The sequence below is a fragment of the Archangium sp. Cb G35 genome (assembly GCF_001896145.1).
GTDB classification, from domain to species: Bacteria; Myxococcota; Myxococcia; order Myxococcales; family Myxococcaceae; genus Archangium; species Archangium violaceum.
Genome location: NZ_MPOI01000012.1, coordinates 357,663 through 377,347, shown reverse-complemented (window position 1 = coordinate 377,347; position 19,685 = coordinate 357,663). Strand labels below are relative to the sequence as shown.

At 68.9% G+C, this 19,685-nt stretch carries 17 protein-coding genes; 12 read left to right on the top strand and 5 right to left on the bottom strand.

The window, feature by feature from the left end:
- Positions 1-22 precede the first annotated feature (22 nt).
- Together BO221_RS34110 and BO221_RS34105 are read left to right on the top strand one after the other, a co-directional pair.
- Positions 23-934: a class I SAM-dependent methyltransferase gene (locus tag BO221_RS34110; RefSeq protein ID WP_073565039.1), complete on the top strand. Its 912-nt coding sequence runs from the start codon at positions 23-25 to the stop codon at positions 932-934.
- A gap of 15 nt (positions 935-949) precedes the next feature.
- A complete protein-coding gene (locus tag BO221_RS34105; RefSeq protein WP_143195845.1) occupies positions 950-1,879 on the top strand; it encodes a GNAT family N-acetyltransferase in 930 nt (309 codons plus the stop codon).
- Between the two features lie 6 nt (positions 1,880-1,885).
- Here the strand turns inward: BO221_RS34105 and BO221_RS34100 are convergent, their stop codons facing one another.
- Both BO221_RS34100 and BO221_RS34095 read right to left on the bottom strand, forming a co-directional pair.
- Positions 1,886-3,358, bottom strand: coding sequence for a glucosyltransferase domain-containing protein (locus BO221_RS34100; RefSeq protein WP_073565037.1), 1,473 nt, complete (start codon positions 3,356-3,358; stop codon positions 1,886-1,888).
- Positions 3,359-3,538: 180 nt separating this feature from the next.
- Complete coding sequence (locus tag BO221_RS34095; protein ID WP_073565036.1) at positions 3,539-4,915, bottom strand: hypothetical protein; 1,377 nt, start codon at positions 4,913-4,915, stop codon at positions 3,539-3,541.
- 434 nt (positions 4,916-5,349) lie between these two features.
- Here BO221_RS34095 and BO221_RS34090 point away from each other — a divergent pair, with 434 nt between their 5' ends.
- The 5 genes from BO221_RS34090 (at position 5,350) to BO221_RS34070 (ending at position 11,753) form a co-directional block, all read left to right on the top strand.
- Complete coding sequence (locus BO221_RS34090; protein ID WP_158079961.1) at positions 5,350-7,878, top strand: glycosyltransferase; 2,529 nt, start codon at positions 5,350-5,352, stop codon at positions 7,876-7,878.
- A 1-nt stretch (position 7,879) separates the two neighbouring features.
- Entirely contained in the window at positions 7,880-8,872 is a 993-nt protein-coding gene (locus BO221_RS34085; RefSeq protein ID WP_073565034.1) for a GDP-mannose 4,6-dehydratase, read from the top strand.
- A gap of 10 nt (positions 8,873-8,882) precedes the next feature.
- Positions 8,883-9,599, top strand: coding sequence for a sugar phosphate nucleotidyltransferase (locus tag BO221_RS34080; protein ID WP_073565033.1), 717 nt, complete (start codon positions 8,883-8,885; stop codon positions 9,597-9,599).
- Positions 9,592-10,500 (top strand): NAD(P)-dependent oxidoreductase, encoded by a 909-nt coding sequence (locus BO221_RS34075; protein ID WP_073565032.1) that lies wholly within the window; start codon positions 9,592-9,594, stop codon positions 10,498-10,500. Before BO221_RS34080 ends, BO221_RS34075 begins: the two co-directional genes overlap by 8 nt.
- A 92-nt stretch (positions 10,501-10,592) precedes the next feature.
- Positions 10,593-11,753, top strand: a complete 1,161-nt coding sequence (locus BO221_RS34070; protein ID WP_073565031.1) for a DUF2304 family protein — start codon at positions 10,593-10,595, stop codon at positions 11,751-11,753.
- A gap of 31 nt (positions 11,754-11,784) precedes the next feature.
- Here the strand turns inward: BO221_RS34070 and BO221_RS34065 are convergent, their stop codons facing one another.
- The 3 genes from BO221_RS34065 to BO221_RS34055 are packed head-to-tail and all read right to left on the bottom strand — an operon-like array spanning position 11,785 to position 14,961.
- Positions 11,785-12,876 carry a lysylphosphatidylglycerol synthase transmembrane domain-containing protein gene (locus tag BO221_RS34065; protein WP_073565030.1) on the bottom strand — a complete coding sequence of 364 codons (1,092 nt, stop codon included), beginning with the start codon at positions 12,874-12,876 and terminating at the stop codon, positions 11,785-11,787.
- 14 nt (positions 12,877-12,890) lie between these two features.
- The gene (locus BO221_RS34060) at positions 12,891-13,331 is read right to left on the bottom strand and encodes a hypothetical protein (protein WP_073565029.1); all 441 of its coding nucleotides are present in this window, start codon (positions 13,329-13,331) and stop codon (positions 12,891-12,893) included.
- Positions 13,321-14,961: a glycosyltransferase gene (locus tag BO221_RS34055; protein WP_073565028.1), complete on the bottom strand. Its 1,641-nt coding sequence runs from the start codon at positions 14,959-14,961 to the stop codon at positions 13,321-13,323. The genes BO221_RS34060 and BO221_RS34055 overlap by 11 nt, the downstream gene beginning before the upstream one ends.
- 116 nt (positions 14,962-15,077) lie before the next feature.
- Between BO221_RS34055 and rfbB the strand changes: the two genes are divergently transcribed.
- The 5 genes from rfbB to BO221_RS34030 all read left to right on the top strand — a co-directional run bounded on the left by rfbB (position 15,078) and on the right by BO221_RS34030 (position 19,682).
- The gene (rfbB, locus tag BO221_RS34050) at positions 15,078-16,097 is read left to right on the top strand and encodes a dTDP-glucose 4,6-dehydratase (protein ID WP_073565027.1); all 1,020 of its coding nucleotides are present in this window, start codon (positions 15,078-15,080) and stop codon (positions 16,095-16,097) included.
- An 11-nt stretch (positions 16,098-16,108) separates the two neighbouring features.
- The gene (locus BO221_RS34045; protein ID WP_073565026.1) at positions 16,109-17,008 is read left to right on the top strand and encodes an SDR family oxidoreductase; all 900 of its coding nucleotides are present in this window, start codon (positions 16,109-16,111) and stop codon (positions 17,006-17,008) included.
- Positions 17,009-17,055: 47 nt separating this feature from the next.
- On the top strand, positions 17,056-17,937 hold the full coding sequence (gene rfbA, locus BO221_RS34040) for a glucose-1-phosphate thymidylyltransferase RfbA (protein WP_073565025.1): 882 nt from the start codon (positions 17,056-17,058) through the stop codon (positions 17,935-17,937).
- Complete coding sequence (rfbC, locus tag BO221_RS34035; RefSeq protein ID WP_073565024.1) at positions 17,934-18,485, top strand: dTDP-4-dehydrorhamnose 3,5-epimerase; 552 nt, start codon at positions 17,934-17,936, stop codon at positions 18,483-18,485. Before rfbA ends, rfbC begins: the two co-directional genes overlap by 4 nt.
- Before the next feature lie 159 nt (positions 18,486-18,644).
- Positions 18,645-19,682 carry a YihY/virulence factor BrkB family protein gene (locus tag BO221_RS34030; RefSeq protein ID WP_073565023.1) on the top strand — a complete coding sequence of 346 codons (1,038 nt, stop codon included), beginning with the start codon at positions 18,645-18,647 and terminating at the stop codon, positions 19,680-19,682.
- Positions 19,683-19,685: the final 3 nt, after the last annotated feature.

Here is a 19,685-nt window from a genome sequence, read left to right as displayed (position 1 = left end):
GTCGAATCCGAGAGGGGGGGCCATGTCCGGAGTTGACGCAGCGCAAGTGCGGGGCGATGTGCCAGAGACGGAGTACGTCCTCTCGGATGGCATCTTCCGGCCGCGCGTGCCGGTGCAGCACCAGGAGGACGCGTACGACTCGCGTGGTGTCGTGCTCCTCCGCCAGATGCAGTCGAGGCACTTCTGGTATCTCGGCCGGCGCCGGTTCCTGTGGAACGCCCTGCAACGGCACCTCGGGCGGGTGCCGGCGCGAAGCCCGGGGCCGCGGGCCATCGATCTGGGAGGAGGGGCGGGGGGCTGGGTGTCCTTCCTCGCCGGGCAGGGCCGCCCGGCATTCGGGGAACTGGCCCTCGCGGATTCGTCACTCCACGCACTCGAGACCGCCTCCACGCTGCTTCCAGCCTCGGTCTCGCGCTATCAGGTGGACCTCCAGCGGCTCGGTTGGAGGGACCGCTGGGATCTGGTCTTCTTGCTGGATGTGCTGGAGCACATTCCCGATGACAGGGCCGCGTTGCGGCAGGTCCTTCGGGCCGTGGCACCGGGGGGGCTCGTCTTCATCACCACCCCCGCGTTCCAGCGATTCTGGTCCTGGAACGATGCCGTGGTGGGTCACCAGCGCCGCTACACCCGCGAGGACCTGGAGCGGCTCGGGCACGAGCTGGGCTTCCGGGTGCTGGACACGCGCTATTTCATGTTCCTGCTCAGCCCACTGTTCGTCCTCGGCCGGCTGATGGGACAGCCAGACCTGTCCAAGCTGTCGCGGGACGAAGTCTGGGCCCTGGTGGAGCGCTCCCACCGTGTTCCTTCTCCTCCGGTGAATGCGCTGCTGCGGGCCGTCTTCAGCCTCGAGACGCCGCTGGGCCACCACGTTTCCTTTCCCTGGGGGACCTCGGTCCTGGCCGTGCTGCAGAAGCCGGAGGGGTCCTCTCCATGATGCAGGTGCCGCGCCGTGCCGACTGACAACCGTGAAGTGGGATGGATGGAGTGGCTGGAGGGCTGGGCGTGCCTTCCCGTGCAGCCGGGGGGCTCTCGGCGTGAAGCCGCGGAGCGGCTCGTGCGCGACCTGGAACGGCGGCGCGAGGCGGGCCAGCTTGTCGAGGGAGAGGGGGGCGTGGTGGCCGTGCGCCGCGAGGCGTGGGACTGCGAGCGGCTGGGACTCGAGGCGGGAAAGCTGGAGTTGCTCCTCGCGCGCTCCGAGCAGGGCGGCCGTGAATTGCTCCTGAGGGCGGTGGAGAAGGCCAGGGCGCAGGGACTCGTCCACCTGACGTGCCGCCTGGACAGCCGGGACTACACGGGAGCGGCGGCGCTCCAGGGGGCCGGCTTTTGTTTGAGGGACCTGCTGGTGACGCTGGCCGTGACGCGCCCGCGCGAGCCCTCGGCGTTCCCCGCGGGAGTTCGCCGTGCCACGGAACGGGATGCGGAGCGGCTCGCGGAACTCTCCGCCCGCTGCTTCAGCACGCCTGGCGATTCCTACAACCGCTATCTGAACGATCCCCACCTGCCTCGTGCCGGTGTCCGCGAGGTGTATGCCCACTGGGCGCGCACTTCCATCGGCGGCCCGGCAGCGGACGTGACCTTCGTGGTGGAGGAAGAGGGCGAGCTCGCCGGCTTCCTGACGCTGAACCTTCCCCGTGACGGCGTGGCGAAGGTGCCGCTCAACGCGGTGGATGCCCGCTGGCGCGGCCGTGGGTTGTACCGGGAGCTCGTCCGCGCCGCATTGGCCGAGTCCTGGCTGCATGGCGCGGAGCGCGTCGAGGTGGTTACCCAGCTGCAGCAACTCGCCGTCCAGCGGACGTGGTGGCGGTTGGGGGGCACCGCCCAGTCCTCCTCGATGACCTGGAGCCGGGAGCTCGGTATCCGCGGAGGAGCGGGCGCGTAGGCGGGACTAGAAACAGACGAAGAGGAGCTCGCCCATCTTCCGGAAGGCGTGCTCATCCGGCCACTTTGGACCGTTGGCGCACTCCTGGACACCCAGGGCGTATTCCTCATCCACGAGGGGCACGTAGATCTGTCCCGTCACCATCCGCATCAACCCGGCATGGCTCCAGCTCGTGGCCATTGCCGCCACGTTCGTGTCGCTGTCCACCCGGGTGCCCGGGTACGAGAACGGATGTCCCACGAAGGCCACCTTCCGCAGGTCCCTCAGCTCGGGGTTCTGCTCCTGGAGGAAGGCCACCTTCTGCGCGGTCACCCGGTCGAGTTGATTGACGACGAACTGGTCGGCCGAGAACTGCTGGTCGATGCCGGCGAACCCCCACAGCAGCAGGCCCGCCACCGTCGCGAGCAGGGGGCGCAGGCGGGAAGGGGCGAGCAGGTATGCCAGTGCCAGGTGTCCACCCATGGCGAAGGCGAAGGCGATCCTCGTCCGGGGCGTGGGCCACCACTCCTTGAGGAGCATCAGCACGCCCACCGTGGCCAGCAGGCTGATACCGGAGAGGAGCACCATCCACGCGCTCTTGGCCGGGTTCCTCTGCTTCCAGAGTTGGAGCGCGATGAGCGCCAGCGCGGACAGGACGACCGCTGCCTGCAGCCCGGTCACCAGCCGCGTACTGAAGGCCTCGTCGCGCAGCATGATCTTGAACAGGTGCTTCAGTTGCCCCAGGCGCTCCGGTGCGCCGTCCAGGCTCAGGAACTGCGTGCGCGCAAGCACGGGCGGCCGGAAGATGAGCAGCACCCCCTTGTTCACCAGCAGGTAGCAAAGGCTGCCCAGGGGGAGCACGCACGCGGCCGGCAACCACCTCGCGAGGATGAGGCGCACCTCGCCCCGGTTTCCCTCCGAGCGCCCCAACTCCAACAGTGCCCCCATCGCGATGATCGCCACCAGCACGTTGAAACTCGTCTGGTAGATGCTGAGGGAGAAGGTGAGCAGCAGCAGTGCTCCCGGCATCCCCCTCCACCCATGGAGGCGGGTCCGTTCCACGGCCAGCATCGCGGGCAGCAGCGACAGGCATGCCAGTGCGGGCACACCCCGGAAGGCCCAGAGCTCGGCGAAGTAGGGGTGGATGAACACCAGGGGGCAGACGACGAAGGGCAGCCAGCGCTCGTTCGTCAACCGCCACATCCGGGCCAGCAGGACGCCTCCCAGTGACATCAACAGCAGCGCCAGCCACGTGTACAGGGTGATCGTCCGGCCATGGGGGGCCCCGAGCGCCTCCTGCAAGCTCAGGAAGAGGGCCAGTCCGAAGCGCCCCTGGCCCAGCATCGTCTCCTGCACCCGGTGGGCCGTCTGGGACATCACATAGTCGTCCCCCGAGTAGAACGTCTGCGACAGCCTGGGCGTCCAGGTCATCAGCAGGACGCAGAACGTGCTCGCGAACAGCAACAGCTCCCTCCGGGACAGCGCACCGAGCAGTGGCAATGCGAGGGGCGCCTCCTCTCGAGGAGGGAGGGACGGAGCGGCTACCGCTTCCGTGCGCTCTGGCTGGTGTGGGGGCTGCGCGGACACGAATGGAACCTCTTCATCTGGAAGAAGGTGCAACGTGGCGCTGTATGCCACGGGGCGTGGGGCCCGGGAAATGGATACACCGGGGCCGCGTTCTCAGGATGTGCGGGGATTCTTGTCCACGGACTGGGCTTGCTGATGCCACCAGTCGCGCGCCTTCTCCACCTGCTCCAGGTAGTCAGTGGTCTCCCGGAGCTGGGCGCCCACGGACTGGGCCTGCTGATGCCACCAGTCGCGCGCCTCCTCCACCTGGCCCAGGTAGTCAGTGGTCTCCCGGAGCTGGGCGCCTGCGGACCGGGCCTGTTGATGCCACCAGTCGCGTGCCTTCTCCAGTTCCCCGCCTTCGTGCGCGAGTCTGGCGATGCGCAGTTCGAGTGAAGCGGTCAGGTCCGCGAAGGCCATCACCAGACGGTCCGGCGCGGGTGGCCGCACGGGCCGCAGGTGCAGCCGCAGGGTCTTCAGCAACGCCGGGGGCGAGGCGGTGCGTTCGACGAGTCCGGTCACCTCTTCCAGGTCCTTCGCGGACATCTCCCCGAGCGCTGTCCAGACCTCGCTGGGAGGTTGCTCCGGCAGGCCCAGCCCGGCGAAGTTGGTGGCCTGGAGTGCCGCCCAGTTGCCCGGGGTGAGCGCTCCGGCGAGCCCTCCTCCAGGCTTGGCCGCCACGGCCACCCGGCGGCCTCGCGCCGCGGCCTCGAGCGCCACCAGCCCCACGGCCACGACCACGTCGGCGTCCCCGAGGTGGGTGTCGAAGTCATCTGTCTCGATGAGCTCGGCGTTCAGGCCGGGGCGGGAGCCGAGCCAGGCGCGGAACTCGGCGGCATGCGGGCCCTGGCCCACGACCTTGAGTGGCACGTGCCCCGCGATGGCGAGCCGCGCCGCCGCCTCGAGCACCCACCGTTTGTCGCCAGCCAGCCGCATCGCCGTCAGCACGGAGCCCATCCCCGGCACTCTGGGGGGCGGGCCCTCGGGCAAGGGCGTCGCGTTGGGCAACACGGAGACCTGCTCGGTGGAGATGCCGAACTCCCGCGCCACACCGTCGACGTATGCCTGCCCGGGCACGAGCACCTGGGGCCCTCCTGACGCGCCAACGGCGGTGGCCAGCACCGCGAAGCGCTCCTCTCCGAGCCACTCCCGGTTGGTTCCGGGCGAGCCATGCACCCCCACCGCCGCGCTCCGCGCCACGCAGAGCGCCGGCGCCAGCAGTGCCGTCTGCGGGGAGCTCAGCAGCAACACATCCGCTCCCTCCATCCACTGGAGCACCTGTTTCTGTCCGGCTCCGCTCCAGGACTCCACCAGGCGCACGTCCAGCCCGGCCAGGTGCTCGGAGATGTCGTGCTCGCCTCGCACCGAGACGATCGTCGCTGGTTGCCCCTCCCGCTTTGCCTGCCGCACCAGATCGCTGGCATGCCGCAGCAATCCTCCAAGCGCCAACTCGGGCAGGAGGATCACCAGGGGGGGGTCATGCACTGTCATCGAGTTGTTCCGCGTCCTTTGTACGAACATGGCTCGCGCTCGCGAGGTGGTTCTTGGATTCGCAAACCTTGTAACCCATGGGTCACCTGGGGAGGCAAGGCGGGAGGGCGGTTCCTCTCCTGGAAGAAAAGTCCAATTAATCCAGTGGTTTGTGGGAGGAACGAAGGAGTTCGCCCGATGCGCTCGACATCACGAAACAAGGGCGCCGCGCAGCCTGCCAGCCTGGGTGGTCTGCCTTGACACTCTAGCACCGATCCCGTAACACACGCGCGGCCAGCCGGGTCGGGGGAGTTGAGCACGTCAGGACATGTAGGTGGGGTCGGCTCTCCACGTGGTATCGCTCGGCGATGGCCTGGACCCTGTCCGTCCCAGCGCCACTCGCCATCCCTCGCACCGGATGAGGGCGGGTGTGCCGCCGGTGAGTGAGAATGGTCATGAATCGCCAGGGAAGCAAGCAATCGCTGGACGCCACGGTTGTGGAAGACAAGCCCTCTCCCTCGTCTGATCCGCAATCGGATGCGCCGTTGGGTGACGTGCTGCCCCTGCGCCAGGGGGTTGTTCCCAAACCCAAGCGGGCTGGCAAGCGCCGGCGTTCCTCTCGTGGGGCGGAGGAGGATGCCGCACTCCTGAAGGAACGCCTGCGTGAAATGGAGCGCAAGCTCCAACAACTCCAGGAGACCCAGCAGCAGCTCCGCTCCCAGCTCAGCGAGCGAGAGGAGCAGGTGCGCAGTTACAAGACACACCGTGCTTTCGAGTTCGCTCAGGAACTGGTGGACATCAAGGACGAGCCGACGCGAGTCTGGCGGCTGCCCCTGGCGATGGCACGGCTGGTCGTACCCAAGTCCACCCGGAAATGGCTCGGCCAGACGGTGATGGAGCCCGTGCGGCGGGCCAGTGAGTACGTCCTGGAATTCGCCGTGGAGCAGCCGCTCCGGCACCTGCCGGATTCCCAGGTGCTGGTGGATGGCGTCACCACGTTCTACCGCAAGGTGACACAGGAGGTGTTTGGCGAGGGGACCGGCCGCGAGCGCTGGCCGGAGAGCAGGCCGCTCGTGTCGGTCATCATCCCCTGCTTCAATTATGGGAGCTTCCTGCCGGACGCGCTGGTGAGCCTCGACAAGCAGACGCTGCAAGACTTCGAGATCATCCTCGTGGAGGGCGGCTCCACGGACGGCACCACCACGGAGCAGGTGCGGGCGCTGCGGCATCCGAAGGTCCGCAAGATCTTCCAGTCCGAGCCCACACGGGTGGGGGAGAACCGCCTCGCGGGACTGCGGCAGGCGCGTGGCAAGTACATCACCTTCCTGGACGCGGACGACATGCTCGCCCCCACGTACCTGGAGAAGGCGGTGATGGCGCTCGAGCTGCTGGGAGTGGATGTGGTCTATCCCTCCGTGCAGCTCTTTGGCCGTGAGCAACGGGTGTGGGAGACGGCGGACGAGTTCTCGCTGGCCAACCTGAGCAAGACGAACACGGTGTCCACCGTGGCGATGTTCCGCTATGAGACGTGGAAGTCGCTCGACATCGGTTACGGCAGCAACAAGGACGGTTCCATCGAGGACTGGGACTTCTGGCTGCGCTTCGCCGAGCGTGGCGCGCGGGGATACAAGATCCGCGAGCCGCTGATGCTCTACCGCATCCACGGCAACAGCCTGTCGGACGCGATCCGGCCGGGGTTGGAGCAGGCCTACCGCAAGACGCTGGCCAAGCACCGGCGCTACCTGGGGCCCCTGTACGTGGCGCGCGTCTCGCGCGAGCAGACCCAGCCCATCAAGGAGGCGGTGGCGTCGCGGGATCTCTCGCGCAGCGTGCTGCCGGCGCGCAATCCGCTGCGCATCGCCCTGGCCCAGCCGTGGATGGTGATGGGCGGCTCCGACAGCCTCATGCTTCAGGTGTTCGCCACCTGCCAGCAGGAGAACGCGCGGCTCACCGTCTATTCCTCCATCGAGACGCCTCCCAGCATGGGCAGTTCGTCGGGCGCCTTCCAGCGCCTCACCGATGATGTCTTCGAGCTGTCCAAGGAGCTGCCCGAGTTCGCCCACGACGAGGCCATCCTGCACCTGCTGCGAACGCGGCAGGTGAACGTGCTGATGCTCGTCGGTTCGGCACGGACCTACGCGCTGCTGCCCCGCATCCGCCGGGAGCTGCCGCACGTCCGGGTGGTGGATCACCTGTACAACACGGTAGGGCACCTGGCGAACAACCGCCGCCACGCCAGCGAGATCGACTTCCACATCGTCGCCAACGAGGAGGTGCGTGATGCGCTGCTCCGGGACGGCGAGTCGCCGGAGCGCATCCGCATCATCTACCACGGCATCGACATGCAGCGCTTCTCGCAGGAGTCGGTGCCCTATCTGCCCGGAGGGCCGCCCGGGTTGGAGATGGCGCCGGGTGTGCGGCTGGTGCTGTACTCGGGCCGCTTCTCCGAGGAGAAGGGGGTCCTGCGCTTCGTCGAGATTGCCCGCCGGATGCGGAAGGATCCGCGTGTGCGCTTCGCGATGACGGGTGATGGGCCGCAGCGGCCGGAGGTGGAGGAGTTCATCCACCGGCACGGGCTGGCCGAGCGCGTGAAGCTGCTGGGCATCGTGGAGGATTCACGGCCCTACCTGCGCCGGGCGGACGTGGTGGTCATCCCCTCGGACGTGGAGGGGCTGCCCCTGGTGTGCCTGGAGTCGCTGGCGTTGGGCACACCGGTCGTGGCGTCGAAGGTGGGGGCGTTGCCCGAGGTCATCCAGTCCGGCCGCACGGGCTTCGTCGTGCCGCCTACGGACGTGGAGGGGTTCGTGCGCGATATCCGCAGGGCGTTGAGCCTGGACACGCGGAGGATGCGCCTGGCGCGCACGTGCCGTGACAGCGTCGAGGAGCGCTTCTCCATCGAAACGGCGCGTCAGAAGTATTACGAAGTGTTCCGCCAGCTGGCGTCCCAAGGGGCGGCGAGCGGCGTCGTGCAAGGGAGGGGATGACGTGAAAGTGCAGGGTGCGAAGGTCCTGGTGACGGGGGCGGGTGGCTTCATCGGCAGCCACCTGGTGGAGGCGCTGGTCGCGCGCGGAGCCGAGGTGACGGCCATGGTGCACTACGATGCCCGGCCAGATCTCTCGAACCTGGAGATGGCGGATTCTCAGGTGCGCTCGAAGATCAAGGTGATCTCCGGCAACATCGAGGATCCCTTCTTCGTGTCCTCGGCGGTGGCCGGTCAGGACATCGTCTTCCATCTGGCGGCGCTGATCGCCATTCCCTACTCGTACGTGGCGCCAGCCAGCTACGTGCGCACGAACGTGGAGGGCACGCTCAACGTCCTGGAGGCGGCGCGCGCGCACAAGGTGAAGCGCGTGGTCCACACCTCCACGTCCGAGACGTATGGCACCGCGCTCTATACGCCCATCGACGAGAAGCACCCGCTGCAGGGCCAGTCTCCCTACTCGGCCTCGAAGATCGGCGCCGACAAGCTGGCGGAGAGCTACTACCTGAGCTTCGGGCTGCCGGTGGCCACCATCCGCCCCTTCAACACCTTCGGTCCGCGGCAGTCGGCGCGCGCCGTCATCCCCACCATCATCAGCCAGGCCTTCTCCTCCTCGCCGGTGGTGAAGCTCGGCACGCTCTCCCCGCTGCGTGACTTGAATTACGTGGCGGACACCGTGGAGGGGTTCATCGCCGTCGCCGAGAGCGATCAGGCGCTGGGCGAGGTCATCAACGTGGGCTCTGGCAAGGCCATCAGCATTGGCGATCTGGCCACGTTGATCCTCCGGCTGGCGGGCGTGAAGAAGGAGATTGTCTGCGAGTCCGAGCGCGTCCGCCCCGAGAAGAGCGAGGTCATGACGCTCCTGGCGGATGCCCGCAAGGCCGAGGCACTCACCGGGTGGAAGCCCCGCGTGGGGCTCGAGCAGGGCCTGCTCGAGACGATCGCCTTCATCCGCAACCACGCCGACCGCTTCCGGTCCGACGTCTACAACCGGTAGGGACACCACCTTGCAAGCCATCATTCTCGCCGGTGGCAAGGGCACGCGCCTGCGGCCCTACACCACCAATTTTCCCAAGCCGCTGATGCCCATCGATGATCTCCCCATCCTGGAGATCGTCGTGCGGCAACTGGCGCGGGCGGGCTTCGACCGGCTGATCGTCACCACCGGCCACCTGGCCGAGCTCATCCGCGTCTTCTGCGGAGATGGAGCCAAGTGGGGCGTGCGCATCGAGTACTCCCACGAGGAGGAGCCCCTGGGGACCGCCGGACCGCTGTCGCTGGTCGCGGATCGGCTCGACGACAACTTCCTGGTGATGAACGGTGACCTGCTCACCACCATGGACTACCGCAAGGCCTTCGAGTCGCATGTGGCCAGCGGGGCCATGGCCTCCATCAGCCTCTACCAGCGCGATGTGAAGATCGACTTCGGCGTGGTGGAGGAGGATCCCGCCGGGCAGCTGGGCCGCTACATCGAGAAGCCGACGCTCTCCTACAGCGTGAGCATGGGCATCAACTTCTTCAACCGGGGCGCGCTGCGCTACATGGAGCGCGGCAAGCGGCTGGACATCCCCGAGCTGATGATGCGTCTGAAGCAGTCCGGTGAGCGCGTGGCGTGCGCCCGCCAGGACTGCTACTGGCTCGACATCGGCCGCACGGACGACTACGCGGTCGCCACGGATGAGTTCCAGAAGCGCCGGGAGCAGTTCCTCCCCCGTCATGGCTGAGTCCGTCTTCATCACGGGGAGTGCCGGCTTCGTCGGGCGGGCGCTCGCCGCGCGAGTCCGTGCCGAGGGGCTTCGGTGTCTGGGCGTGGGACGGACGCCTCGGGACGAGCCGGGGTACCACGCCATCGATCTCGCCGAGGATGCGAGTGCCCTGTCGGAGCTGCTCTCCCGCGAGCGGCCGTCACTCATCTACCACCTGGCGGGCGGTCCCGGGGGTGGGGCGCGGGGCATCTTCGCGTCCAATGTCACCACCACGCTCCACCTCTTCCAGGCCGTGCAGGCCGTGCCGGGCTACCAGCCTCGCGTTCTCGTGGCGGGCTCCGCCGCGGAGTACGGAGATCTGGGCTCCGAGCCCATCTCCGAGGACGCCCGCGAGCGTCCGGTGGGTGAGTACGGGGTGGCCAAGCTCGCCAGCACGCGGCTGGCGCTCGTGGCCCGCCGCCGCGGGCTGCGCGTGGGGGTGGTGCGCTTCTTCAACATCATGGGTCCTGGTATGCCTGGCTCGCTGGCGCCCGCCCGTTTCTCCCGCGAGTCCCTCGCCCTGGCCGCCGCGGGCGGTGGGTGCCTCACCGTGGGGGACCTGACTCCCGTTCGGGACTATGTGGACGTCGCGGACGTGGTGGATGCCCTCTGGACGCTGGGGCAGCGCGAGCCCGAGGAGGAGATCCTCAACGTCTGCTCCGGCCAGCCCGTGCGGATGGGGGCGCTCCTGGAGGAGATCCTCCGGCAAGTGGGCGTGCGAGTGGAAGTCCAGACCGCCGCGAACCTGCTCCGCGGCCCTGGTGACGTGCCGGTGAGCGTGGGCGATACCCAGCGCCTGGAGCGCGTGCTGGGACGGCGAATCCCCTTCGATCTCTCACGCTCGGTCGCACGCCTGCTGGAGAGCCTGCGGGCCCGGTGAGCAACCTCGAATGCGAGCTTGGAGGCGGGGGATGGCTTGACTCCCCCGTACGGCGTTAATAGCAACGTTCGTCCGACTCTGGAGCCCGCAGCATGTCGCCGCTCTTCATCGCCGTCCTCGTTGGCTTCTTCGCGCTGGTGTTCTCCCAGTTCGGGGCGCGGCTGGCTGCCCGGCACTCCGTCTCCTGGTACCTGATCAGCGCCTTCATCTTCGTGGCGTCCGTGCGGCCCCAGTGGCTGCGGCCCCTGGCGGATCTGATGGGCATCCAGCTCATCAGCAACCTGGTGCTCGCGGTGCTCACGATGTTCCTGTTCGCGCAGATGCTCGAGCAGTACTCCGAGTCCACCCGCTCCCAGCGGCAGATGGTCCGGCTCGTGGCGTCCCTGGCCGCCCAGAACTTCCCACTCCCCACCTCGCCCCGCTCCGAGCGCCCCCGGGTGCTGGTGGTGCTGCCCTGCTACAACGAGGCGGAGAACCTGCCCCACCTGGTGCCGCAGCTCCTCGCGCTCAAGCGCTCCACCCAGGAGTTGGAGCTGGACTTCTGCATCATCAACGACGGCTCCATCGACGCGACGCCCGCCCTCCTGGGGGAGCTGGCTCCCGCCAACCACGTCACGCACCACACCAACATCGGCGTGGCCGGTGTGCTGCGGACGGGCTTCGAGATCGCCCGGCGCATCGGCGCCGACTACGCCATCCAGTGCGACTCGGATGGCCAGCACCCCATCCAGCGCATTCCCGGCCTCGTGCGCATCGCGCAGGAGCGGGGCGTGGACATGCTCATCGGCTCGCGCTTCGCCTCCGGAGGTGACGGCAAGGGGCTGGAGAGCACCACGAAGCTGCGGCGCATGGGCGGCATCATGGTGAGCACCACCCTGCGCCTCTTCCGGGGCGCGCGGGTGGAGGACCCGACGTCCGGCTTCCGCGTCTACTCGCGCCGGGCCATGAACACGCTGCTGCGGCAGATGCCGGACGAATACCCCGAGCCCGAGGCCATCGCGCTGGTGGCGCTGGCGCGGCTGCGCATCGAGGAGACGCACGTCACCATGATGCCGCGCACGCTGGGCACCTCGAGCATCAGCGGCCTGAAGAGCGCGCGTTTCATGACCAAGGTGACGTCGGCGCTGCTCGGGCTGCGGATGCGCACGCTCTTCCGCGACCGGGGGGAGGCGGCCCAGCCTCCGGTCGTCAGCCTGCCCACTCCGGCCGCGGAGCAGCTCCCGGCCAGCCGGGCACGCGCCAGCGGGGAGTAGGCGCGGGCGCCACTCCCGCGGGGAGGAGGCTTCAGAGAGGAGGCCTGGCCGGGCTCTCCGGGGACCGGGAAGTGCTGAGCACCAGCTCCTCCATGGACACCGTCCCGCGCACCAGCGTCCACAGGCCGAGCCCCACCTGGTGCAGGATGGTGGCCAGCCACATCACGTTGGCGAAGGCCAGCCCCGTGCCCCTCAACACGGCGGGGGCCACGAAGAGCGCCAGGCCCATCCTCACCCCGGCCTGGTAGGTGCCGGCCATGCCGGGGGCCGCGGGGATCATGCTGCCCAGCACGGTGACGCCGAGTACGACGAAGCCCTGGAACACGTCCAGCGTGAGCGGTGTGCAGCTCCCTCCCGCCGCGCCTCCGCAGTCGAACGCGTACGCGAGCACGACGATGGACAGACTGTTGATCGCCCAGAGGGCCACCGTCAGCAGGGCCGTGGAGATGAACTGCCGGAGCCCGGACACCTGGCGGACGGCGCCCACGAAGGAGTCCATCAGCCCGGCCACGCGCTCGGCGAGCGCGGGGGACAGCCAGCCCAGGCCCTGGCGCACCCAACGTACGGCCAGGGCCCGCTGCCAGTAGGCCAACAGCAGCAGCCCCCACAGGCCGAGGAAGCCCGCCAGCATGAGGTGGCTGCCCCAGCGCAGGTAGCGCAGCGTCTCGGAGTCGGAAGTGCGCGCGAGCCACCACAGCGTGCCCTCCAGCAGCAGGGCGATGGCGACTCCGTCGATGATGCGCTCGAGCACCACCGAGGTGAGCGCGGCGCTGGCGCGGATGGAGGAGCGGCGCGAGATGAGGATGGGCCGGGCGAACTCGCCCAGCCGCAGCGGCAGCAGGACGAAGACCATGTTGCCCACGGCGGTGGACGCGTTGAGGGCGTCGAAGCGCACGCGCTCCAGCCCCGACAGCAGGCTTCCCCAACGCAGGGCCCGCAGCCAGTGGACGCACTGGAGCAGCAGCACATGGGGCACCAGCCAGAGGAAGTTGGCCGTCCTCAGGCTGGCCCACATGTCCGCCCAGTTCACATCATGGAAGGCCCACCAGCCAAAGAGCCCCGTGAGCCCGAAGCTCACCAGCAGGCGCACCCACGTCCGGCCCCGCCGCACCTCCGGTTTCATGGCAGCGGCCCGCCTCAATCCCGCCGCCCCTCCAACCGGGCGAGCCGCTCCTCCATCTCCTTGCGCCACAGGGCCTGGGTGCGGGCCTGGACCTGCTGGTGCTCGTAGAGGGTGGCCAGGGAGTCGAGGATGGCCTCGTTGAATTCCACCTGGCGGCGCAGCACCTCGTTGATGAAGGGCTGGAAGGTGAGCCGGAAGGCCCGCTTGGCCATGACGAGCACGGGGCCCACCACCGGGCGATGCGAGGTGGCGGGCTCCACGTAGCGGCTGTCCTTCTTGTTGCGCGGCGCCTGGAGGATGGGAGGCCACTCGCGCTCGACGGGAGCCTGCTCGGTGGACTCCAACGTGCGGCGCAGCGCCTCCAGCGCCTCGGGAGGGGGAGGGGGCAGTGCGGCGACCTCGGCGGCCACGGCCTCGGGGGTGGGCGAGGTGGTGAGCAGATCCTCAGCGTGCATGGGCGTCTCCGGTACGCGCGAGCAGCCCGGCGAGCCGGGCCGCGGTGGTGTCGAGGGACGAGGGCTTCAACTCCAGCAGGCGGGTGTCGAGCAGGCGCCGCACCTCCGCCCGCGAGGAGCCGGGCCCGGTGGAGTCCTCCACGCCCCAGGTGCGCGAGGGAATGCGGGCGAGCAGCTCGCGGGCGCTCGCCGTGTCCACGCCCAGCAGCACCGGAACCGCCGGGGAGCCCACCACGGCCGTCTCCAACGAGGAGGCGCCCGGCAGCTCCGCGGAGGGCTCGCGGGAGAGCGGCTCGTCCGGGGTGAAGCGCCACGTCTCGATGCCGCCCTCTCGCACCACCTCGGGAGCGGCGCGGGGAGAGGGAATGCCAGGACGGAGCGTCAGCACGCGGGCACGGCCGAGCTTCTCCGCCACGCGCAGGGCCAGCTTCGCCATGTCCGAGCCGGGACGAGGCCCGAGGGCAGGGCACACCAGGTCCACCGGAGCCGGAGCCTCGGGCATCCGGGGCGCCTCGAGCGTGCCCTCGAGGAAGGGGAGCAGGGCCTGCTTCCATCGCTGGGCCACCGCGTCCTGCCCGAGCTCCGCCAGCCGGGTGCGCTGTGCCTCCAGCACCTGTCCGCGCAGCTTCGGGTTGCGCTCCAGCACGGCCAGCAATCCGGCGGCCTCGACGGGGTCCCTCGAGAGCGTGGTGAACCCCGCGCCTCCCATCGTCTCGGGGACGGCGGCGGCCCCATGGGCCACCACGGGAACGCCGCGGTGCATGGCCTCCAGCAGCGGGACGCCGAAGCCCTCGTGCCGGCTCATGGAGAGGTAGGCGGTGGCGGTGGCGAAGCACGCGGAGAGCTGTGCGGCGCTCACCCGCCCGAGGAAGAGGACGCGCTCGGGGCCCAGGGCATCCCGCAGCCCATGGAGGTAGCCCCCGTAGGGCGTCTCCCGGTTGAGGTAGCCGGCCACGACGAGCCGGCTGCGGGGCTGGTACAGCCGCTGGTAGGCGGTGAAGACACGCAGCACGTCATCCACGCGCTTGTGCGGCACGGCCCGGCCCACGAAGAGGACATTGGCGCACCCGTCCTCCAGCTCGGCGCGCAGCACCGGATCCGCCGGGGTGTCGAAGGCGCGCCAGTCCATGGCGAAGGGCAGCACGGAGACGTGGGGAACTCCCGCGGCCACCAGTTCCTCGGCGCTGAAGCCCGAGTACGCATATGCGCACTCCACCAGGGGCCGCAGGGCGAGCAGCTCCTCGCGCGCCGCGGTGCAGGCCTGGGCCACCTTGCGCTCGAAGCCCTGGAAGAGCCGGGCCGGGGTGACGTTGTGGTACACGAGTGCCTTGCGGCCTGGCGAGCGGGCGACGAGTGGCACGAGCCGCGACTCGAAGCTGTGGTGGATGAGCAGCGCGCTGTCCGCGCCCGCCTCCCGGGAGTAGTCCTTCGCCGGACGCACCTGCTCCCGGCACTCCTCGTCCCATTGCTCGGCGTAGATCTCCGAGGCGTAGCCCCAGCCGCGCAGCAGCTCGCGCAGGTAACGGGCCTGGTTGCCCACGGCATCACCCCAGGCCAGGCGCGGCACCAGTTGGTGCACCGCCCGGGCCGCCGATGGCCCGGTGGTCCGGTTGCTTCTCAGGATGCTCACGATGCCCGTAGCCTCTACCCCCGCCACGCCCGTTACACAAGGACACCATTGACGGCGTGGTGGCCCCTCCACTACTCACGCCCCTTCCGTCCCTCATTTCGTCGAGTGTGTCGTCCATGAACGTGCTGATCACCGGAGGCTGCGGCTTCATCGGCTCCAATCTCGTCAAGTACCTGCGGCGCGTGCGCCCGGACTGGACGCTCGTCAACCTCGACAAGCTCACGTACGCGGGCAACCTGGAGAACCTCAAGGAACTCGAGGGAGATCCCAAGCACGTCTTCGTGCGCGGAGACGTGGCCAACCGCGAGCTCGTCGAGCACCTCATGGCCGTGCACCGCATCGACGCCGTCATGCACCTGGCGGCCGAGAGCCACGTGGATCGCTCCATCCTCGGCCCCGAGGCCTTCATCCAGGCCAACGTGCTGGGCACCCAGCAGCTCCTGGAGGCCAGCCGCGTGCGTGGCCTCGAGCGCTTCCTGATGGTCTCCACGGACGAGGTGTACGGCTCGCTCGGCCCCACCGGCCATTTCACCGAGACCTCGCCGCTGCAGCCCTCCAGTCCCTACTCGGCGTCCAAGACGAGCGCGGATCTGCTGGCGCTGGCCTGGCACCACACCTTCGGCATGGACGTGGTGGTGACGCGCTGCTCCAACAACTACGGCCGCTACCAGTTCCCCGAGAAGCTCATCCCCCTCATGGTGGTCAACGCCCTGCACGACAAGCCGCTGCCCGTGTACGGCGACGGAGCCAACGTGCGTGACTGGCTCCACGTGGAGGACCACTGCTCGGCGCTGCTCACCGCGCTGGAGAAGGGGCGCGCCGGTCAGGTCTACAACATCGGTGGCAACTCCGAGCGCAAGAACATCGAGATCGTCAAGGCGATCCTCGGCCTGGTGGGCAAGCCCGAGTCCCTCATCAAGTACGTGAAGGACCGTCCGGGGCATGATCGGCGCTACGCCATCGACCCGGCGAAGATCCGCACGGAGCTGGGCTGGACGCCGGCGCACACCTTCGAGCAGGGCCTGCAGGAGACGGTGCGCTGGTACGTGGACAACCCGGCCTGGTGGGAGCGGGTGATGAGCGGCGCCTACCGGCAGTATTTCGAGACGCAGTACCGCACGCGCCTCAATGGCTGAGGGGGTTTCCCATGCGCTTCCTCGTCACGGGTTCCAATGGGCTGGTGGGCAGCCGGGTGTGCGCGCTGCTGGAGCAGGGCGGGCACGAGGTGGTGGGGCTCGCACGCGGGCCGCGCCGCACGGTGGGCAACTACCGCTATGTGGAGTGTGACCTGACGCGCGAGCAGGACGTGGCCGCCGCCATCGAGGCCGCGGCCCCCGAGGTCATCATCCATCCAGCCTCCATGACGGAGGTGGATGCGTGCGAGCGTGATCCGGAGCAGGCGTTCGCGGTCAACGTCATGGCGGTGGCGGCGGTGGCCCGGGGCGCGCACAAGCTGGGCGCGCACCTGGTGCACGTCTCCACGGACTACGTCTTCGACGGCGAGCACGGGCCCTACGACGAGCAGGCCCTGCCCAACCCGAAAGGCGTCTACGCGCTCACCAAGCACATGGGCGAGCAGGCGGCGCGCACCTTCGTCCCCAGCTGCGCCATCGCGCGCACCGCCGTGGTGTACGGCTGGCCGGCGGCGGGCCGCGCCAACTTCGGCGCCTGGCTGGTGGGCGCGCTGGAGAAGGGGCAGCCGGTGCGGCTCTTCGAGGATCAGTTCGTCTCCGCGAGCTTCGCCGACAGCGTGGCCGCCATGCTGGTGGAATTGGGCGAGCGCAAGCTGGACGGCATCTGGAACACCTGCGGTGCGGACGTGGTGTCTCGCGTTGCCTTTGGCCGGGCGCTTTGTGAGGTGTTCGGCTTCGATCCGGGCCTCCTCACGCCTACCCGCCTGGCGGACATGAAGCTCGCCAGCCCCCGCCCGCTGCGCAGTGGCCTCGTGGTGGACAAGGCGCGCTCGCAGCTCCACTCGCAGCCCCTGCCGCTGGCCGAGTCCCTGTCCCGCTTTCACGCCACGTGGATGGCCGGGCGGGGTGCTTGAACCCGCTCCACCGGGCCGGGTATAGCCCGAGTCCTGCGAGGAAAGTCATGAAGGGAATCGTTCTGGCCGGTGGCTCCGGCACACGGCTGTATCCGCTCACGCGCGTGGTCAGCAAGCAGTTGCTGCCCGTCTACGACAAGCCGATGATCTACTACCCGGTCACCACGCTGATGCTGGCGGGCATCCGGGACATCCTGATCATCTCCACGCCCACGGACCTGCCGCGTTTCGAGGAGTTGCTCGGCAATGGCGAGCAGTGGGGCGTGAACTTCCAGTACGCGGTGCAGCCCAGCCCGGACGGACTGGCCCAGGCCTTCATCATCGGCCGCGAGTTCGTGGGCAAGGACAACGTGTCGCTCATCCTCGGCGACAACATCTTCTACGGCCACGGCCTGAGCGAGCTGGTGCAGCGGGCGGCGGCGCGCGAGTCGGGCGCCACCGTGTTCGGCTACTACGTGAAGGATCCCGAGCGCTACGGCGTGGTGGAGCTGGACGCGCACAACCGCGCGATCAGCCTCGAGGAGAAGCCGGCGAAGCCCAAGTCGAACTACGCGGTGACGGGCCTGTACTTCTACGACAACCAGGTGCTGGACATCGCGAAGAACCTCAAGCCCTCCGCGCGCGGCGAGCTGGAGATCACCGATGTCAACATCGCCTACCTGCGCCAGCAGCAGCTCCAGGTGGAGCTGATGGGCCGCGGCTACGCATGGCTGGACACCGGCACCCACGAGTCGCTGATGGAGGCCTCCAACTTCATCCAGATCATCGAGCACCGCCAGGGCCTCAAGGTGGCGTGCCCCGAGGAGATCGCCTACCGCATGGGCTACATCACCGCGGCCCAGGTGGCGGAGCAGGCGCATCCCATGCGCAAGAACGAGTACGGGCGTTACCTGCTGGATCTCATCGAGAACAAGGGCGCCCGGACGTGAACGTCCTGAAGACGGAGCTCCCCGGCGTCCTCATCCTCGAGCCCAAGCGCTTCGGTGATGATCGCGGCTTCTTCATGGAGATGTTCCATGCGAAGCGCTACGCGGAGGCTGGCATCCCCGGGCCCTTCGTCCAGGACAATTTCTCGCGCTCGGCCAAGGGCATCCTGCGTGGGCTGCATTTCCAGGAGCCCCATGCCCAGGGCAAGCTGGTGCAGGTGCTGGCGGGCGCCGTCTACGACGTGGCGGTGGACGTCCGCCGCGGCTCGCCCACCTTCGGGAAGTTCGTGGGCGTGGAGTTGAGCGCGGACAACCGGCGCCAGTTCTGGGTGCCGGCGGGCTTCGCGCACGGCTTCTGCGTCCTCTCCGAGAGCGCGGACTTCCACTACAAGTGCACGGACGTCTACACGCCCGCGTCCGAGCGCGCCATCGCCTGGAACGATCCGGACCTGGCCATTCCCTGGCCAGTGACGTCGCCCCTGCTGTCGCCCAAGGACGTGGCCGCGCCACGCCTGAAGGATGCGCTGGTGCTGCCCGTCTACGAGGGCTGAGCCCGCCGCCATCCCCGGGCCGTCACTGGACATCCCGGGAACCGCCGCCCCGGATGCTCCGTGAGGAGGCGGGCAGGCAGTGTTCCGTGGCCGCGAGACCAGGGTGGGGCAGGGGAGCGGAATGCGCATCCTTGGACTGTCACCTAGGAGGAGGCGCGGATGGTGCTCCCGGGCAAGGGAATGAGTTGGAAGGAGTTCTTCACCGAGGTGAAGAACGAGTACACGAACGACAAGATCAGCAACGTGGCCGGCTCGGTCACGTTCTTCGCCGTGCTGGCGCTGTTCCCGTTCTTGTTGTTCCTCGTGGCGCTCGCGAGTCTCGTCATCGATCCCGCCCAGGCCCAGGTGCTCATCCAGGAGCTGGGGCGGGTGGCTCCCGAGGCGGTGACGGAGATCGTGGGCCAGCGCCTGAAAGACCTGGCGGCGGGCAACAACGTGGGTCTGCTGACGATCGGTGCGTTGGGCGCGGTATGGGCGGCCTCGGGCGGCGTGGTGGCGATGATGGACGCCCTCAACACCGTCTACGACGTGAACGAGTCCCGGCCCTTCTGGAAGGTGCGTGGCACCGCCATCCTGACGACGATCGGGGGCGCGGTGCTCTCCATCCTCGCCTCGCTGGCCATGGTGGCCACCCCGGCCGTCGCGAAGTTCCTCGGGGAGCCGCTCGGCACCGTCGTCATGTGGCTGCGCCTGCCCTTCGCCGGCGTGCTGATGATGCTGGTCTGGGCGCTCATCTACTACCTGCTGCCGGACGTGAAGCAGCGCTTCAAGTTCATCACGCCCGGTTCGGTGGTGGGCGTCATCGCCTGGTTGATCGCGTCCTGGGGCTTCTCGCTGTACGTGCGCAACTTCGGCAGCTACGACGCGAACTACGGCGCGCTCGGCGGCGTCATCGTCATGCTGCTGTGGATGTGGATCTCCTCGCAGGTCATCCTGCTGGGCGCGGAGATCAACGCCGTGCTCGAGCACAAGTCGCCCGAGGGCAAGTCTCCCGGCCAGAAGCGGCCGGGCCAGGGCGGCCCGAACGTGACCAAGGGAGAGAAGCGGGAGCAGGAGCAGCAGGAGCTGGAGGATCGCCTGCGTCCCTCGCCTCCGCCGCGGCCCGCGCCGGCCCGGATGACGCCGCTGGGGGCGGCGGCCACCTGGGCCTCGGGCCTTGGGCTGGGGTTGTTCCTCTTGCGCCGCGGCAACCGGTGAGGG

Excerpts from the sequence above, each read along its gene's own strand:
- BO221_RS34110 (WP_073565039.1), top strand. The coding sequence starts at position 23 with ATGTCCGGAGTTGACGCAGCGCAAGTGCGGGGCGATGTGCCAGAGACG.
- rfbB (WP_073565027.1), top strand. The coding sequence starts at position 15,078 with ATGAACGTGCTGATCACCGGAGGCTGCGGCTTCATCGGCTCCAATCTC.
- BO221_RS34070 (WP_073565031.1), top strand. The coding sequence starts at position 10,593 with ATGTCGCCGCTCTTCATCGCCGTCCTCGTTGGCTTCTTCGCGCTGGTG.
- BO221_RS34075 (WP_073565032.1), top strand. The coding sequence starts at position 9,592 with ATGGCTGAGTCCGTCTTCATCACGGGGAGTGCCGGCTTCGTCGGGCGG.
- BO221_RS34030 (WP_073565023.1), top strand. The coding sequence starts at position 18,645 with ATGGTGCTCCCGGGCAAGGGAATGAGTTGGAAGGAGTTCTTCACCGAG.
- BO221_RS34045 (WP_073565026.1), top strand. The coding sequence starts at position 16,109 with ATGCGCTTCCTCGTCACGGGTTCCAATGGGCTGGTGGGCAGCCGGGTG.
- BO221_RS34065 (WP_073565030.1), bottom strand. The coding sequence starts at position 12,876 with ATGAAACCGGAGGTGCGGCGGGGCCGGACGTGGGTGCGCCTGCTGGTG.
- BO221_RS34090 (WP_158079961.1), top strand. The coding sequence starts at position 5,350 with ATGAATCGCCAGGGAAGCAAGCAATCGCTGGACGCCACGGTTGTGGAA.
- BO221_RS34095 (WP_073565036.1), bottom strand. The coding sequence starts at position 4,915 with ATGACAGTGCATGACCCCCCCCTGGTGATCCTCCTGCCCGAGTTGGCG.
- BO221_RS34060 (WP_073565029.1), bottom strand. The coding sequence starts at position 13,331 with ATGCACGCTGAGGATCTGCTCACCACCTCGCCCACCCCCGAGGCCGTG.
- rfbA (WP_073565025.1), top strand. The coding sequence starts at position 17,056 with ATGAAGGGAATCGTTCTGGCCGGTGGCTCCGGCACACGGCTGTATCCG.